General features: G+C 63.1%; 15 protein-coding genes. 6 read left to right on the top strand and 9 right to left on the bottom strand.

Annotated features, from left to right (window positions below; genetic code table 11):
• The first annotated feature begins 153 nt into the window (after positions 1 to 153).
• Complete coding sequence (locus ACIQLI_RS00250) at positions 154 to 864, top strand: queuosine precursor transporter (protein WP_400383796.1); 711 nt, start codon at positions 154 to 156, stop codon at positions 862 to 864.
• Between the two features lie 90 nt (positions 865 to 954).
• Here the strand turns inward: ACIQLI_RS00250 and tgt are convergent, their stop codons facing one another.
• The 5 genes from tgt to ACIQLI_RS00225 form a co-directional block, all read right to left on the bottom strand.
• The gene (gene tgt / locus ACIQLI_RS00245; protein WP_400383793.1) at positions 955 to 2,280 is read right to left on the bottom strand and encodes a tRNA guanosine(34) transglycosylase Tgt; all 1,326 of its coding nucleotides are present in this window, start codon (positions 2,278 to 2,280) and stop codon (positions 955 to 957) included.
• A 47-nt stretch (positions 2,281 to 2,327) separates the two neighbouring features.
• Positions 2,328 to 3,038, bottom strand: coding sequence for an SRPBCC domain-containing protein (locus tag ACIQLI_RS00240; RefSeq protein ID WP_354229146.1), 711 nt, complete (start codon positions 3,036 to 3,038; stop codon positions 2,328 to 2,330).
• Between the two features lie 72 nt (positions 3,039 to 3,110).
• Complete coding sequence (locus ACIQLI_RS00235) at positions 3,111 to 4,112, bottom strand: DUF6707 family protein (RefSeq protein WP_400383789.1); 1,002 nt, start codon at positions 4,110 to 4,112, stop codon at positions 3,111 to 3,113.
• Between the two features lie 73 nt (positions 4,113 to 4,185).
• Positions 4,186 to 4,725: an NUDIX hydrolase family protein gene (locus tag ACIQLI_RS00230; protein WP_091465301.1), complete on the bottom strand. Its 540-nt coding sequence runs from the start codon at positions 4,723 to 4,725 to the stop codon at positions 4,186 to 4,188.
• A 183-nt stretch (positions 4,726 to 4,908) separates the two neighbouring features.
• Positions 4,909 to 5,628: a hypothetical protein gene (locus tag ACIQLI_RS00225; protein ID WP_400383786.1), complete on the bottom strand. Its 720-nt coding sequence runs from the start codon at positions 5,626 to 5,628 to the stop codon at positions 4,909 to 4,911.
• Between the two features lie 85 nt (positions 5,629 to 5,713).
• Between ACIQLI_RS00225 and ACIQLI_RS00220 the strand changes: the two genes are divergently transcribed.
• Positions 5,714 to 6,319, top strand: coding sequence for a YdeI family protein (locus tag ACIQLI_RS00220; protein ID WP_400383784.1), 606 nt, complete (start codon positions 5,714 to 5,716; stop codon positions 6,317 to 6,319).
• On the opposite strand, the gene ACIQLI_RS00215 is transcribed toward ACIQLI_RS00220, so the two are convergent.
• Entirely contained in the window at positions 6,316 to 7,485 is a 1,170-nt protein-coding gene (locus tag ACIQLI_RS00215; RefSeq protein ID WP_400383781.1) for a glycoside hydrolase family 76 protein, read from the bottom strand. The genes ACIQLI_RS00220 and ACIQLI_RS00215 overlap by 4 nt on opposite strands.
• A gap of 83 nt (positions 7,486 to 7,568) precedes the next feature.
• On the opposite strand from ACIQLI_RS00215, the gene ACIQLI_RS00210 reads away from it, so the two are divergent.
• Entirely contained in the window at positions 7,569 to 8,366 is a 798-nt protein-coding gene (locus ACIQLI_RS00210; protein ID WP_400383778.1) for an SDR family NAD(P)-dependent oxidoreductase, read from the top strand.
• A 68-nt stretch (positions 8,367 to 8,434) separates the two neighbouring features.
• Positions 8,435 to 9,676: an acyl-CoA dehydrogenase family protein gene (locus ACIQLI_RS00205; protein ID WP_400384764.1), complete on the top strand. Its 1,242-nt coding sequence runs from the start codon at positions 8,435 to 8,437 to the stop codon at positions 9,674 to 9,676.
• A gap of 26 nt (positions 9,677 to 9,702) precedes the next feature.
• Here the strand turns inward: ACIQLI_RS00205 and ACIQLI_RS00200 are convergent, their stop codons facing one another.
• From ACIQLI_RS00200 to ACIQLI_RS00190, 3 genes are all read right to left on the bottom strand, one after another.
• The gene (locus ACIQLI_RS00200; RefSeq protein WP_400383775.1) at positions 9,703 to 10,530 is read right to left on the bottom strand and encodes a DUF1684 domain-containing protein; all 828 of its coding nucleotides are present in this window, start codon (positions 10,528 to 10,530) and stop codon (positions 9,703 to 9,705) included.
• Between the two features lie 254 nt (positions 10,531 to 10,784).
• Positions 10,785 to 12,167, bottom strand: coding sequence for an Ig-like domain-containing protein (locus tag ACIQLI_RS00195; RefSeq protein WP_400383773.1), 1,383 nt, complete (start codon positions 12,165 to 12,167; stop codon positions 10,785 to 10,787).
• Positions 12,168 to 12,261: 94 nt separating this feature from the next.
• Positions 12,262 to 12,804 (bottom strand): hypothetical protein, encoded by a 543-nt coding sequence (locus ACIQLI_RS00190; RefSeq protein WP_400383770.1) that lies wholly within the window; start codon positions 12,802 to 12,804, stop codon positions 12,262 to 12,264.
• 10 nt (positions 12,805 to 12,814) lie between these two features.
• On the opposite strand from ACIQLI_RS00190, the gene ACIQLI_RS00185 reads away from it, so the two are divergent.
• Positions 12,815 to 12,958, top strand: a complete 144-nt coding sequence (locus tag ACIQLI_RS00185; protein ID WP_400383767.1) for a hypothetical protein — start codon at positions 12,815 to 12,817, stop codon at positions 12,956 to 12,958.
• Between the two features lie 246 nt (positions 12,959 to 13,204).
• Entirely contained in the window at positions 13,205 to 14,776 is a 1,572-nt protein-coding gene (locus ACIQLI_RS00180; protein WP_400383764.1) for a sigma-70 family RNA polymerase sigma factor, read from the top strand.
• Positions 14,777 to 14,876 lie beyond the last annotated feature (100 nt).

Here is a 14,876-nt window from a genome sequence, read left to right as displayed (position 1 = left end):
GGTTCAAGCCCGTGGGATGTGAGTGAGCGTTGGGGTGAAGGAGTGGGAGAATGGAACCGGTGCCGGGCCATATGCCCCACCAATCACAGTGCTAATACAGCGGGGCGTCTCACGGAGAAGGGCCTGCGCGAACCACTACGAAATGGATGACCCATGCCCTCGCCCTCAGGCTCCAGTACATTGAGCAAGCCAACTCCGCGCTTCGCTTCGATCGGCTCCCCGTATTTCGGCATCATGCTGGCCATCATGGCCGTGGTGCTGATCCTGTCCAACATCGGCGCTTCCAAGGGCGTCGCGCTCGGGCCAATCCTGACTGACGGCGGGTTCTTCCTGTTCCCCATCGCCTACATCCTGGGCGACGTGATGAGCGAGGTGTACGGCTTCAAAGTGGCGCGCAAGGCCATCATCACCTCGTTTGCCCTCTCGGTCTTTGCCTCACTCTGCTACTGGATCATCATCGTGTTGCCCGGTTTCAGTGACGACTACAGCACCGCCAAGCAGGCAGCCATCGAGGGCGCCCTTGGGCCCGTGCCGCTGATCGTCCTTGGTTCACTCCTTGCCTTCCTGGCAGGTCAGACCATCAACTCGTGGATCCTCGTGAAGATGAAGGCCCGCACCGGCGAGAAGTCCCTGTGGGCACGGCTGATGGGCTCGTCCGTGGTGGGCGAATTCGTGGACACCCTGATCTTCTGCAGCATCGCCGCATCAGTCATCGGCATCACGGACTTCGGTTCCTTCCTGAACTACGCCCTGGTTGGCTTCGTCTACAAGACTGCCGTGGAGTTCCTGTTCGTCCCGGTCACCGTTCTGGTAGTCGGCTGGATCAAGAAGCGCGAGCCCAGCTACGGGGTAGCGGCGGTCTAGTCTGCAAAGGGAGCCCATCTCGATGGCTCGCTGCGCATTAGACGGTTCCTACCATCGAATGCGCAGCGAACCATCGAAACGGCCGAGCCGTCAGGAGTAGTACCGGCCCAGCGTCTCCGCCTTGAACTCGAAGAAGTCCCCGGCTTCGATGGCCAAGCGTGCGTCGTCCACCATCTTCACCACGAAGCGTTCGTTGTGGATGGAGATCAGTGTCGCGGAGAGCATCTCCTTGGCCTTGAACAAGTGGTGGATGTACGCTCGCGAGTAGTTGACGCAGGTGTAACAGTCGCAGCCGTCCTGCAGGGGCCCGAAATCGGTTTTGTAGCGCGCACCTGACAGGTTGAAGCGGCCAAACGGCGTGTAAAACGCGGAGTTCCGGGCAACCCGGGTGGGCGAGACGCAGTCAAAGGTATCGGCGCCGTTCTCGATGGCCGTGAAGATGTCGTCCGGCTCGGAGATCCCCAGGAGGTGCCGGGGCTTGTCCTCGGGAAGTTCCTCGTTGCACCAGCGAACGATAGTGCCTAGGTTTTCCTTCTCCAGCGCACCGCCGATCCCGTACCCGTCAAAAGGCATGGCGCCGAGATCCTGGCAGGCCTTGCGCCGCAGGTCCTCATACTGCGCGCCCTGGATCACGCCGAACAATGCCTGGTACGGCTTGCCCACCCGCGAGGACGTCAACGAAGCGTGCTCTTCCAAGCATCGGAGTGCCCACAGCCGTGTCCGTTCCAGCGACTCCTCCTGGTAGGCCCGGGAGTTCTGCAACGTAGTGAGCTCATCGAAGGCGAACATGATGTCGGCCCCGATCTGGTGTTGGACCTGCATGGAGATCTCGGGGGAGAAGCGATGCCGGTCCCCGTTGAGGTGCGACTTGAACCAGACACCGTCATCGTCAATGTGGGCCAGGCGTTCCTTGCCCGGGGCCACTGCGTCATCGGGCCCGGACGAATCCACGTTCTTCATGTCGATCACTTTTTTGAACCCCGAGCCCAGGCTCATCACCTGAAACCCGCCTGAGTCCGTGAAGGTGGGTCCGGACCAATTCATGAACGAGCCCAACCCACCCGCGGCGTCGAGAATTTCAGGCCCCGGCTGCAGGTACAGATGGTAAGCGTTGGCCAACACAGCCTGCGCGCCGAGTTCGGCGATGGACTCCGGCAGGACGGCTTTGACGGTGGCTTTGGTCCCGACGGCGATGAACGCCGGCGTCTGGATGGTCCCGTGCGGCGTCGTGATGGTTCCGGTACGGCCCAGGAATGCGCCGCCGTTGGCGTCTAACTGGGCGTCCGACGGCGGGCACGTTTCAGTCAGGCGCTTGCCCACCGAAAAGGAGAACCCGGATTGCCGGGCAGCGAGCCCGGGCAAGTCAGGCAGGGCGGGAGCAGGGGAAGATGCGGGGGCAGATGAGGAAGCTGGCACGCTATCAAGTGTGCCAGCTTTACCGGAAGCAACCCGCCGAAAAAGCCCTACGACCCGTAGCTCTCAGCCTTCCAGTTGTCCCACGACGACCGGATATCTGCCAAGGTGTGGGCCCCCAGATCGTAGGTGGAGGCAATCACCATGGAGCCGCCGTCGGGCCTTTTGTCGGGAATTGGCAGCTGCTCCGCGACGATCAGCAGCCCGTCCCCGTGCTCGGCGTAGCTGTGGACGGTGAGCCCCACTTGGTGCCGGCTCTTGAACCAAACCTTTCCGGAGATCTTCTCGCCAGTGGAAAGGGTGAGCGAGTATTCCTCCCCAACGGGCGGCAAATCCCCGAGCCCCAGCTTCTCAATCGCCGGCCCGCCCTTGCCCGGAAGCGAAATGAAGTGCGTCCGGCGGTGCCCATGCGGGTGCCGCTCCAAGGCGAAGCGCAGCTGATGCAGGAACGTGAGCCAGCCCTGGGTGATGTCTTCGTCCCATTCAGCCCACTCGGAATCGTGGTCGAGGGCCGCCCTGGTGACGCGCACTTCCGTGCCGCCAGAGACGGGGTGGAGCTCAAAGACATCGCCGCCATTGACGGTCAGGCTGGTGTGATCGGGCCCCTCCACGACATCGGTGTTGAAGTAGATCTGTTTGATTTCGTCGGTGAGATCATCGGCCTCCCAGCCGTGCCATTGAGCCACCAGCGACGGTTCACGCAGCATTGTCCAAACCTGCTGCGCGTCGGCATTAATCACAACGCTCAGATTGTTCGTCATGGCCCCGAATCTACCGCCGTTCGCGCCCACATAACAGGTCTTGAAATACCCCGAATCGGTGGGTCCGGAAATCTAGGCCCGCACCGATTCGAGTTCGTTGCTGATCCGACGGGCCAACTCGTCTTCGCCGATGGTCTTGGAGCCGCCGTGGGCGCGCAGGAACATCAGCGCTTCGAGCCGCAGGAACCGCCAATCACGTTCGGCCTCGTGGTTGCCGTTGTCGATCGCGCGGAAGATTTCCTTGTCGTACAGGTTGGGTTCGTTGAGCGAGCGCTGCCTCACCCGGGCGTTGATCCGGGCCTTGAACGGGTCTTCTTCCTGGGACTCGGGTGCCCGCAGCAGTTTCTCGTAAACCGCAGCACGATCACTTTGGCCGGCTTCGCGGCAGATGAAACTGGACAGTGCCAGCGCCCGCTCAATGGACGCCCAGCGGTCCAGGTTGCCGTCAAAGGGCAGCACGTTGAGCAGGTCCGCAACAGCCAGGGCATGGTCCGGATCGCGCAGCACAATGCAGAGGTCGAACGCCAGGTTGCTGAGATCCCGGAGGCAGCTGCCTGACTTGGTGTTGATGCCCTTGGTCAGGCGGTCCGCCAGGACCTGGACGCCGTTCTTGCCCTTGTGGTTGGCCGCTGCGGCGCTCACCACGGCCTCCGGAGTGCCATCCGGTTCGGGGATCAGGGCCAACTCTTCGGCGCTGGGGCGGGTGTACGTGGGCGGCGTTTCCGGGCGGGGAGGCACGACGACGGCGGGTTCGGTGGAGGCGTCGGGGCCTCCTTCTGCGGAGGTACTGGAGTCGGGAGCGCTGTCAGCACCTACGCCGTCCGTGCTGTCCGCAACCACGCCAGCATCAGCCCCGTCTCCCACAGGGACACTGGACCCGACAGCGATCCGCACCGAGCCGCCGTCGACCATTGTCACCAGCAGCAACGCGGCAACGCCGTAATCGTCGTTCTGCACCTCGATGCCGGCAATTTCAGCGGCTGGCCCGTCGCCGGGTGGATAGACAAAATCTCCGGGCCGCAGGTCCCCAGCCTGCTTCTCTCTGTACTGCTGTGTGGCTGGGCTGTGAGTCATCGGAAGTCCTTTGGTTCTCTTGGGGTCCGCCGTCCAGTCTACAAAGGGCGGCTGGTGCAGGTGCGGGGACCCGCTAGAGAACGATGCCCGAAAAAGCCAGCGCCTGGCGCACGAGGTTCCCGCGTCCGCCGTCGAATTCCTGCTGGACGTTCTCGCTCAGCACCTCCTGGGGCGTCATCCACGTGAGTTCCAGTGCGTCCTGCCGGGGTTCGCATTCGCCGGTCACGGGGATGATGTAGGCCAGGGAAACAGCGTGCTGGCGGTCATCCGTAAAGCCGGTCTGGGAGGGTGCCGGGAAATATTCGGCCACAGTGAAGGGGACAGGGCTGATGGGGAGCTGCGGGAAGGCCAAGGGACCGAGGTCCTTCTCCATGTGACGCAGGAGTGCTGCGCGGATGGTCTCGCGGTAGAGGACGCGGCCGGAGACGAGGTAGCGGACCATGTTGCCGTCGGCGTCGCCCTGCAGAAGCGTGCCAACTTCGTTCACGTACCCAAGCGGATCCAACCTGACCGGAACGGCCTCCACATAGACCATGGGGAGTCGGCCGCGGGCTTCGAAGAGGTCTTCATCTGAAAGCCAGCCTGGATACGGGTCGGGTGTACGTACGCTCATGGTTAAGTTCTACCCCATCCCCAGCCGAACTTCCTTGGTGGCGTTCCGGTGGCTGCGAGGTTACGCTCTCGGCGGTATTAGAGGGCCAGAATCGAGCCGAGCGGCTTCCCGGGTGTTATGCAAAATACAGCGCCATGACCAGGTTCGGGCCATCCAGCCCATCCCTGCCGGGAATCAGCCCTACTACACGGTCCTCGGCTGCGCTGGTGATTGTTCGATCACGATCGACGCCGGCGCTGCGCCGCCCGCAGCATCCGGGTTGGCGACGTACAGCACGTCCTCGCTGATCCGGGCCTCGATTTTCGCTTCGGTGAGCCGGCGCAACAACCGTTCCAACCCGCCGTCGTACTCGAAGGAGAGATCCCCGTTGGCGCTGTCCGCGCCGTGGATCGCCCGCAGGATGCCGCCGTTCTTGGTAGTGAACGTGGCTGATTCGTCGTCCTCCGTGCGCGGCCGGGCGCCGATGTTCCGCAGATCGTTGGCCGCAAGGCCCACGAAGGGACTGATCCAGTTGCCTACTACGGCCAGCGCTGGGTCAGCCTCCGTGGACGTGGCCCAGGTGCCATCGGCTGCCCTAGTCGCAGGGAACGCGAAGAACTCGAAACCGTCCTCGGCAGAGATCCGCACGGTGGGTCCGTTCTGGGTTTCGTTCCAGTCTGCCTGGGTGCCGTCTTCCTCGGTGCGGCGCGCAAATTCCGCCAGGTTGCCCACCTCCACACCGAAGATTGTGGAGCCGTCCAACGGGTGGCCGTGTTCCACGAAGCCCACCGCGAGGCGACCCGAACCGGCGTCGAACTCCCACCAGGCGTCGTCGTCCACGGTCTTCACCAGCCCCAGCGCTTGGAGGAGCGTGGACCACTGATCAGGGCGGGACGTGTAGTGGGTAGGGCGGGCTCGCAGCATTGGTCCTCCTGGGCTGGGTCGTCACTTCCCAGCCTATGCCGCGTGGCCTTGCCTGGGGCCGCCCATTGCACAGCAGAATAGGCTCATGCCCCTTGAGCTTCCGGAACTCCTTCTCAAAGACGGCGCCGCATGGCGTGACTGGCTCTCGACGCACGCTGCCGAGAGCCCGGGAGTGTGGCTGATCCTGCACAAGAAAGGTGGCACGCTCACGGAGCTGGACTACGACGCCGCCCTGGATGAGGCACTGTGCTTCGGATGGATCGACGGTCAAGCGAAGAGCCGCGACGACCAAAGCTACATGCAGCGCATGACGCCGCGGGGCCGCAAAAGCATCTGGTCGGCCCGGAACGTAGGCCACATTGCCCGGCTGGAATCCGAGGGCAGGATGACCGACGCCGGACGTGCCGCCGTCGAAGCCGCCAAGGCTGATGGCCGCTGGGAAGCGGCCTATGCAGGTCCCGCGGACTCCGTGGTCCCTGACGATCTGGCTGCTGCCATCGCCGCGGTGCCGGAAGCGCAGGCGATGTTCGAGGTCCTGACCTCCCAAAACCGCTTCGCCCTGATCCACCGCACCAACGGGGTGAAACGGGCAGAGACACGGGCCCGCAAGATTGCCGGGTTCGTGGAGATGCTCGCCCGGCACGAAACGCCGTATCCGCAGAAGAAGCGCCCGCCTGCCAGCGACGGTTAGAGCGTGGCCGCAGCTTCCAGCGTCATCCAGGCTTGAAGCTGCGTGGAAAGTTCGACGGCGGCACCCACCGGATACGTCTCGGCCGCCGGCCGCAGGGGATTGGGCGAAAAAATGAGTGCGGGGGCTTCGGTGGGGGCTTTGGTGCGCCGCAGTTCCGGCGCTCCACGGCGCGTCCGCCAGAATGCTTCAGCCGTAGCTTGAACCAAGGCCCGGGCAGTGTCCCGAGCCGTTGCCGGCAACCGTCGGTCCCGCGCAGCGAGTGCCAGGTAGCGGACCAGGATGCCGGTGAAAAGCCCGCCGTCGCCAGTGCCGTCACCATGGATGACACGTGTTCCGGGGACCGTCAGTTCGCGGGACACCGACTCCACCAGCTGTGCAGCACGATCCAGGTTCTCCTGGCCCCCAAGTTCCAGCAAAGCACCCAGGATGGGGCCTTGGTTGTAGGTGTAGACGGCCTCCTCGAGGACGGTCTCGCCATTGCGGATGCGAAGTCCATCCATATACACACCCCGTTGCGGGTCGAAGAGCCTGCTGTTGAGCCACGCCACCAGCGACTGCGCCCGTTCCCTGCGCCCGGTCCGCGCAAAGTAGAGCGCTACGGGAGCTGTGGCAGGGGTGTTCTTGAAGTCCCGTTGGGTGCTCCAAAACGTTCCGCCGCCCAGATCGTCCGTGGAGGCCGAGTGGAACTGCAGGGATAGCTTCTTACGGACGTACGCGTTACGCCGTCGACCCGGTTTCTTGGTTTCCTCCGCCAGCATCTCCAGCCGGTGCGTGGAGAGGGCAAGCCACGCCATGTCGTCATAGAAGTGGTTCTCGAACCTCAGCAGGTTCCGCAACCGGATGGTGGTGACCAGCCGCGAAGCGAGCCTGCCCGCACTGGGGCGGGAGACGCCGTCGAACTTTGTTGCAGTGGCCAATTCACGGCGACCGGCGTCCACCAGGCAATCGACGTAGTGCGCCTGCCACCAGTAATGCCAAGGACCAACGACGCTGCGGAGGGTGTTGGCGGGAAGGCTGACCGCTCCGATGTGAGTTCCGGGAAGGAACAGCAGGCGCCGCCCGAAGGTCCGCGTCACTGATCGGGCGGCCTGGTTGGCGCGCGTTGCCCACTCGTTCGGGTCGGTGAGGGGGAGTGGCTGGTCGGCAGCGAAAGCGTCGGCGGGCATGGCCCCAGCCTACCGAGGGTGCGCCGGCTCACAATTCCAGTTAACATGCATTAACGGATTTGGGTCTGCATCAAGGAGGATGAATGGACATCAAGGGCACGGTCGCGCTGATTACCGGTGGGGCATCAGGGCTGGGGGCCGCCACCGCGAAGCGGTTGTTCGATGCCGGAGCGTCGGTGGTCCTGGTGGACCTGCCGCAGTCGGCAGGGGACACGTACGCCGCAGAACTGAACGCCTGGGGCGCAGGTTCTGGTCCGCGGGCTGTCTTTGTCCCAGCGGACGTCACCAATGAAGCGCAGGTTCAGGCCGCCGTCGACGCTGCAACCGCCCTTGGCCCGCTGCGGATCGTCGTCAACTGTGCCGGGATCGCCACTCCCGGCAAGGTGCTGGGACGCGACGGCGTGCTGCCCTTGGAAACGTTCAATAAAGTCATCCAAATCAACCTCGTGGGAACCTTCAACGTGGTCCGGCTCGCCGCCGCAGCCATGGTGGAGACGGAACCGGTTTCCACCGAACTGGGCGGGCCCGAGCGCGGCGTTATCATCAACACCGCATCCGTGGCCGCGTTCGAAGGTCAGATTGGCCAGCCTGCCTATGCTGCCTCGAAAGGTGCCGTGGCGGCCATGACCTTGCCATTGGCCCGCGAGCTCGCACGTTCCCTGATCAGGGTGGCCACCATAGCGCCCGGCATTTTTGAAACACCCATGATGGCCGGTCTTCCGCAAGCCGCACAGGATTCACTGGGCCAGCAGGTCCCGCATCCAGCGCGGCTGGGCCGTGCGGCCGAATACGCACAATTGGCTGCGCACATCGTTGAGAACGCCATGCTGAACGGTGAAACCATCCGGCTGGACGGCGCCATCCGCATGGGAATCAAATGATGGGCGACTACAACGGCGGTGCGGATTCCCCTGCTGCCGGGGCGGTGCCTGCGGGCTCAGCAGGAACGATGCCTTTCTCCGGTGCGATACCTTCCTCGGTGGCGGGGCTGCCCACCGCGGACTTCTTCGACTTCGAGTCACTGCTCAGCGTCCAGGAACAGCGGAAACTCAACGAACTCCGGGCCTTCCTTGCCTCGGAAATCGCCCCCTACGCCGGGCAATGGTGGGAAAAGGCCGAGTTCCCGGAACACATCCTGCCCAAGCTCGCGGCGCTGCGGCTCAGTGCGCCGGCCCAACGGGGGTACACGCACCTGTTCGCCGGCCTGGTGATCGCCGAGATGACCCGGGTGGATACCTCGATCGCCACGTTCTTCATGGTCCACCACGACCTCTTCGTTGAGTCGCTGTACGACTTTGGAAGCGACTCACAACAGGACCGCTACCTCGACGACGCCTCAAACCTGCGCACCACCGGCGCCTTCGCGCTCACCGAGCCGAACCATGGGTCCGACGTGGCAGGCGGCATGGAGACTACAGCGCGCAGGGTCCAACGGGCAGCGTCCGACGGCGGTGACTACTGGGTGGTCAACGGCGCCAAACGCTGGATTGGCAACGGGACATTCTGCGACTACATGCTGGTGTGGGCCAAAGACGAAGCCGACGGAGCAATCCGCGCGTTCATCGTTGACGCTTCCCTGCCTGGCATCACCCGCAGCCGCATTGAAAACAAGATCGCGCTGCGGACGGTGCAGAACGCCGACATCCGGTTCGTGGACGTCGAAGTCGCCGAATCGGATCGCTTCGCCGGGATCAGCAGCTTCTCCGACACCAACCATCTGCTGCGAGGCTCCCGGATCATGGTTGCCTGGCAAGCCGTAGGCCAGCAACTGGCGGCGTTCGACGTTGCCCGGCAGTACGCCGTCGAGCGCATGCAGTTCGGAAAGCCGCTCGCTAAATTCCAACTCATCCAGCAACACTTGGTGGACATGCTGGGAAACGCGGTAGCCAGCATGGGGATGATGGTGAGGATCGCCCAGCTGCAGGAAGACATCTCCACGGATGCCCAAGGCATTCGGCACGGCGGCGCCGACATGGCCCAGGTGGCCCTCGCCAAGGCCTACTGCAGCGCCCGCATGCGGGAAACAGTGGCTCTGGGTCGGTCCATTCTGGGCGGAAACGGAATTGTCACCGACTACAGGATCGCCAAAATCTTCGCAGACGCTGAAGCCATCTACACCTATGAGGGCTCCTACGAGATCAATTCGTTGATCGTTGGCCGCGCAGTAACGGGGGTTTCAGCAATCACCTAGTCCGGGTGGGCTTGGCGGTCCGTCATTCAGTCTTGGGGAAGTTTCTCGCCGGCTTCCACCCGTACGTCGATCGAATTGCCCCGCACCGGCATGGGGCAGGTGCCGTACGGAGTGAAGGCGCTGGGGTAGTTGATGCTGCGGTTGAAGTCGATCACCACGGATCCGTCCGGGCGGGGTTTCGGAATGAAGACCTTCCGCCACTCGTCCGTGGTGGCGCCGTTGGTCTCATCATGGAAAGTCACGTTGAGGGCCCCCAGCTTCTCTTCCTCCGCGTGGAGCCGGATTTCATGGGGGACACCCGGTACCCGGAATATGACTTCTCCCACTGAGCGATGGACCCCGTCCACCAACGGATTGGCTGTGCCGATGGGAACATCGCGAGGCTCCTCGTAGGCTTCGAAGCGTCCTTGGATGACCCACTCGGGGTTGTAGTCGTAGCTGGGGACGCCGTGGAACTCCGTAAGCACGGGAGAGCTGTTGTCCCGGGTGCGGATGGCATACTTGTCCGCACGCATGGCAAGTTCCACCACCACTTGTTGACCGTCGTCGCCACCGTACTGAACCCACATCAGTGACTCTTCATCCTGCAGGACTGCACTGACTGTCCCTTCCACAGGCTCGCCGGTCTGGACGAACGTGAGGCCGTCCGCTGCGCTCGCGGAAAGAAAAGCAGTAGAACCGTCAGTTGACCACAGACCGGGGGCGAGTTCGACCTGGGCCGGGTCCGACTCCAGCCACTGGAACGAGGTCAGGGTCAGCCAGCCGTGTTCGGTTGCCAGCGCTGTGTGCCGGCCCGCACGGAACCGCTCCCAACGGGCCAGCTGGGCATCGGTTGCTGTGGTGGGCGAGCTCATGGGTCTCCTCGGCTTGTCTGCGCGGCACGTGGCGTGATTGCACTTTGCTCAACTATGCGCCGGGCGCGCGCATTCCCTGAACTCGAGTCGGGGCCGGCATGGCTCCGAATTCGAGTCGGGGCAGCCCCGCTACAGTGGAACGGCCCGCGCTGGCCCCCAACTCATGCCAGCGCGGGCCGAGACTAAGAAATCGACGGATGGGCAAGGCACCGGGTGCCCCGCCCATCAGTCGATCCAACCCTCAGCGGGCCTTGTTAGTGAGACCTCCGCCCGGACCAACGTGATCCCGCGAAGGCGAGCAATGATCCGACAGCCAGCAGAGCGGCCGCTATGAAGACGAATGCCGCTCCCTGCGTGCCCGTGTTTGCCAACGGCTCCTCAGGCTCCTCTGCAGCAGGCTCCGTCGGGTTCTCTGTGGGTGCCACAACCAGGGGTTCGGTGGTCACGACAATCGGCTCATCCGTTTCAGTGGGCCTGGACGTGGCAGTCGGGGTGGCGGTGCTTGGGCTCGGGCTGGGCGTGGGTGTTGCCGTTGCCGTCTGCGTTGCGGTTGCCGACGGGGTTGGTGTTGCTGTGGGCGTCGGGGTGGCCGTGGGCGTGGGCGTCGCGGTCTGCGTTGCGGTTGCCGACGGGGTTGGCGTTGCTGTGGGCGTCGGGGTGGGCGTGGGCGTCGGGGTTCCGTTGCCTGTGCCGCTTCCGCTGCTCCGGCGGGTCTGGGCAGTCACGGGTGTCTCCCGCCCCGAGATGGTGACGGTTCCGCTGTTCTCGTAGACATCCATTGCCGGTTCGGTGACCTGGGTTACGACATAGAGCTCTACGTGAAGGCCTTCAGGAAGGCGGGTCCAGCTGGCCGTGAGTTTCTCAGGAGTGCAGTCGAGGGTGGCCGGGTGCTGCTCGTTGGCATAAGGCTCGGTGATGTTCCCGTCGGCGTTCAGTACGAAGCCAACCCGGGGAGTGATCCGGCTGCAGTCGATTTCCATTCCTGCCGAAGGAGTATCGGTGACCACAACATCGTTGGTCCTCGCGGGCATCGGCGGCATGTAGAAGACGGACTCCAGGACTGTTTGGGCGGGGTCTGTCCACCACATGGCCTTGCCGGCTTCTGTCGGGAGGGACGGACCGCACTCCGATGTGCAAGGCTGAACAACCACTGGGACGCGCAGCACGGTGGAGCCGACAGTGAAGCTCAGTTCTTCAATTTCGCTGTCTCCGGGATCAACCGAGTATTGGGTGCTGAAGGAACACGTTCCGCCGACATTGAGGGGCTGTGCGGCCACAAAGTCCGTCAGCGTGAAGACCACCAGACCTGAGTCGTTTGCCATTGCGGTGGCCACTGTTTCGCCGTCAGGATTCTGCAGGTCAAATGAGGTGGCTCCAAACCAGCGCAGTTCCGGTGGCAGTTGGATGCTGAAGGTGTCACCTGGCCGGGAGTTGTCCGGCACGGACCATTCACACGTCAAATCCACTTGGTCCCACTGACTGGAAACTACTGATTCCGTCTTAAGGGTGATTTCCGCGTCTTTCAGCTCTGCAGCACTGGCGGGCATGGCAGACATGCCCAGCCCCAGGACGGCCATGACAGCCGCCAGAAGGGCGGCCACCAATGACGCGGTTTTTAGATGGATCTGATTTTTCATGTGCTGGATGGTCCTTAGAATCCGTGGTGAGATGCTCCGTCAATAGATGAGTGTTGGGCCATGCTGGTTCGTGACGGCGTCATACGGGAGCCGCCTATTTTGTTTCGCAGGATGAGTCCTGAGCTGCTGTTGCCGTGGCGGCGGCCACCGCTGCGGCAGCGGAAGACAGCGGGTAGAACCGCAGCCGAGCGGGGCCCAGGGCGCCATCCCCCAAAGCTTCCAGTGCGGCTTTGCACTCCATCAGCCTGCACAGGTTGCTTTCACTGAAAGGGAACAGCACATGCACGGCGGAGTTTTGGTACATGGCCATTGCGCCGGTGCCATGCAGTTGCCCTTTGACGGTTTCTCCCAACCGGGCCAACAGGGTCCAGCAATGGCTCCGGCTGTCTCGGGGCCCGGCGATGGAGATGATGGCGATGGCGTGTGCGTCCGGGCAATCGGGCCCGGTCCCCATTGATGAGACTTCATGGATCCGCCGCTGGAAGTGTGCTTGCGTGGCCAGTCCCGTGTAGACATCCGTGCACGAGATCGGCGGCGCCGTTTCTGCAACCTCAGCCCAGCCTTCCGCCACTGACTGCAGGGCATCGACGTCCAGGGTTCTCTCCGCGGCTGAAAAGAGTGCCCGGAAATCAGTCATGGTCTCACCGATGCTTACGCCATTCCTGGCCCGCGCGGCACCGAGCGATTTTGCTGCAGGTGCCGGAACGGATGCGCTGGCCGCCAGTGACGTGACGACGGTCCGGACTTCGGGCAAGAACCAGTCAGCATGGAATCGCCAGCCTGTCTGGTAACTGGTGGTCTGCCATCTACGCAGCAAAAGGTGCCGCGAGAACGTGCACTCCGCGAATGATTTAGTCCGGAACGATGTCATATCCGAAGAGTGTGCGGAAAAGCCGTTTCGTGACGAAGCGGACGGCAAAATCGTTGCTAAAGACAGTGTATAAACCGCGTCACGTCTGGCCTCCGACCCCCACTCAATAGATATGGGCAGGATTATTTACGGTTTGGGGGTGCCTTAGATGGCACGAAGGTCACAAGTGGACAGTCAAGTGGGCGTCGACATCGATAGCGACGGGCACCTCATTGGGATGGTCCGTGCCGGCGAGATGTCGGCATTCGACGGGCTCTATGAGCGCCACGTTTCCATCGCCTCCGCCGTAGCCAAGCGCAACGTGGACAATCCCAGCGATGCCGAGGACGTAGTTGCGGAGGCGTTCCAGTCTGTCCTGCAAAGTCTGGTGGCAGGGAAGGGGCCGGATACCTTCTTCCGGGCGTACTTGTTGTCCACGGTAACCCGGCTGTCCCACCAACGGAATCGAAAAGCCGGCAAGGTCCTGCCAAGCAGTGACGAATCTGTCCTGGACCAAACTCTGGCAGATTCCGATACAGCAGTCAGCGCCTTCGAATCACGAACAGTGGCCAAAGCGTTCCGTGCCTTGCCGGAACGTTGGCAAGCTGTGCTGTGGTACCTGGACGTCGAGCGCATGAAGCCGGCGGCCGTCGCTCCCATTCTTGGGCTGTCCGCCAACGCGGTTTCTGCACTGGCGCTCCGAGCACGTGAGGGGTTGAGGCGGCATTACCTCCAATTCCATATCGCAGATCAGCCTGATGACGGATGTGCCGCGTTCGTCACGAAACTGGGTAACTACCTCCGGGGCGGACTCTCCAGTGCCACGGAGCGCAAGGTTCGCGAGCATCTGAACGGCTGCTCCAAATGCACGGCAGCCCTTGCAGAATTGAAGGACGTCGAGAACAGCATGCGGGTGGTGCTTCTTCCGCTGGTGACGGGTATCCCAGTGGCTGCGTGGGCGGCAAAAGGGGGCGGGCTGGGGATCCTTGGCGGGATGGCGCCGGCAAAGGCGGTGCTGGTTGTTCCCACCCTTGCGAAACCTGCCGTGATGGCCGTCATTGCAGCGGCAAGCGTGGGACTGGTCTTGGGAGCAGTGGGAATAGTGGACCAACTAACCCCTGACGCCTATATGGAAGAGCGCGCCGTCGAAACCGGCGCCCCTCCGTTGGATAAGGGCACAGCACTCGTAACACCTTCAGCGTCCCGAACCAGTACACCGGCCCCTGCCCCATCGGCCTTGGTCCAGCCGGCGCCGGTGGAAACCACACCTTCGGTGTCAGTGCCGGAGCCGTCAACGGAGCCCGTGCCGCCACCAGTCCCGGAGCCGGATCCCGTTCCGGTTCCGGTTCCGACGTCCAGCCCCACGACGCCTGTACCAGTTCCCTCTGCGGTGCCCACCCAATCTGGACGGGCACAGGTCTCCGGTACTGCCAAGCGCACCTCTGAGAGCTACTTCCGCGGCGCTGCCATGGAAGTCGACTTCAGTGCCTCAGGCACCCGGCCCTTAGGGGCAGGTACGGCGGTGTTTGCAGTGGGCCGGGATTCACGGATCGTGGAGAGCTCCATCGAGGCACCAGAAGGCTGGTCGTGTTCCATGGCGGGTGGCACAGAAGTAACGTGCACCACGGATTCCGTCCAGCGCAGCGATCTGCACTTCCATGTGACTGTGCAATCCAAGCGCCATAAGACCGACGGCGTACTGAGGTACTCGCTGAGCGGGAATGGCCTGGCCACCGGGGAGTTTGAGTACCGCTACTAAACCGAATTCTTAGGCAGCGTCACGAATCTCCGTCCCTGCTCACTACTTCTACGGCGGTCTCCGGAGATGGGAACCGTGCTAATTCGCTACGCATTATGGG

The organism is Paenarthrobacter sp. NPDC091669, from assembly GCF_044756725.1.
Lineage (GTDB): Bacteria > Actinomycetota > Actinomycetes > Actinomycetales > Micrococcaceae > Arthrobacter > Arthrobacter bambusae_C.
The sequence above is the reverse complement of the archived record's forward strand: the minus strand, read 5'-3'. Positions and strand labels throughout refer to the sequence as shown.

What these genes read in the sequence shown, in the direction of transcription:
- ACIQLI_RS00250 (WP_400383796.1), top strand. Translation starts at nt 154, where the DNA reads ATGCCCTCGCCCTCAGGCTCCAGTACATTGAGCAAGCCAACTCCGCGC.
- ACIQLI_RS00240 (WP_354229146.1), bottom strand. Translation starts at nt 3,038, where the DNA reads ATGACGAACAATCTGAGCGTTGTGATTAATGCCGACGCGCAGCAGGTT.
- ACIQLI_RS00235 (WP_400383789.1), bottom strand. Translation starts at nt 4,112, where the DNA reads ATGACTCACAGCCCAGCCACACAGCAGTACAGAGAGAAGCAGGCTGGG.
- ACIQLI_RS00230 (WP_091465301.1), bottom strand. Translation starts at nt 4,725, where the DNA reads ATGAGCGTACGTACACCCGACCCGTATCCAGGCTGGCTTTCAGATGAA.
- ACIQLI_RS00225 (WP_400383786.1), bottom strand. Translation starts at nt 5,628, where the DNA reads ATGCTGCGAGCCCGCCCTACCCACTACACGTCCCGCCCTGATCAGTGG.
- ACIQLI_RS00220 (WP_400383784.1), top strand. Translation starts at nt 5,714, where the DNA reads ATGCCCCTTGAGCTTCCGGAACTCCTTCTCAAAGACGGCGCCGCATGG.
- ACIQLI_RS00215 (WP_400383781.1), bottom strand. Translation starts at nt 7,485, where the DNA reads ATGCCCGCCGACGCTTTCGCTGCCGACCAGCCACTCCCCCTCACCGAC.
- ACIQLI_RS00210 (WP_400383778.1), top strand. Translation starts at nt 7,569, where the DNA reads ATGGACATCAAGGGCACGGTCGCGCTGATTACCGGTGGGGCATCAGGG.
- ACIQLI_RS00205 (WP_400384764.1), top strand. Translation starts at nt 8,435, where the DNA reads ATGCCTTTCTCCGGTGCGATACCTTCCTCGGTGGCGGGGCTGCCCACC.
- ACIQLI_RS00200 (WP_400383775.1), bottom strand. Translation starts at nt 10,530, where the DNA reads ATGAGCTCGCCCACCACAGCAACCGATGCCCAGCTGGCCCGTTGGGAG.
- ACIQLI_RS00195 (WP_400383773.1), bottom strand. Translation starts at nt 12,167, where the DNA reads ATGAAAAATCAGATCCATCTAAAAACCGCGTCATTGGTGGCCGCCCTT.
- ACIQLI_RS00190 (WP_400383770.1), bottom strand. Translation starts at nt 12,804, where the DNA reads ATGACTGATTTCCGGGCACTCTTTTCAGCCGCGGAGAGAACCCTGGAC.
- ACIQLI_RS00185 (WP_400383767.1), top strand. Translation starts at nt 12,815, where the DNA reads ATGCTTACGCCATTCCTGGCCCGCGCGGCACCGAGCGATTTTGCTGCA.